Source organism: Brevibacillus sp. MER 51, from assembly GCF_023714195.1.
Classification (GTDB): domain Bacteria; phylum Bacillota; class Bacilli; order Brevibacillales; family Brevibacillaceae; genus Brevibacillus.
The window spans coordinates 1-253 of record NZ_JAMAUS010000092.1 but is presented as its reverse complement, the minus strand read 5'-3'; the positions used below and the strand labels follow the sequence as shown (position 1 = coordinate 253).

Here is a 253-nt window from a genome sequence, read left to right as displayed (position 1 = left end):
GTCTGTCAAGAATTTCGTGTAAACTCAATCAACCGTTATATGAAAAGGTTTCATCCCCTAATTGGGACATCTTTCTCGGGTCAATGGAGTCAAGGGCGTAAGGCGAAGCGAACCCTTGACTCCGTTGTGGAGAGAAAGAAGAATCCCTTCGGGGATGGAGCCTTTCTTTATTAGCGGATGTACGGCTGAACTCGTTCCTCGAAGAAAACGGATAGCTGCAAGAGAATCTGGCCCCAGTTCTGTACTCGCCCCG

At 48.6% G+C, this 253-nt stretch carries 1 protein-coding gene; it reads right to left on the bottom strand.

Features of this window, described 5'->3' with window-relative positions:
* Positions 1-57: 57 nt before the first annotated feature.
* Positions 58-253 (bottom strand): hypothetical protein (locus M3630_RS30820; RefSeq protein ID WP_251254686.1); only part of this gene is annotated, 196 nt, incomplete at its 5' end.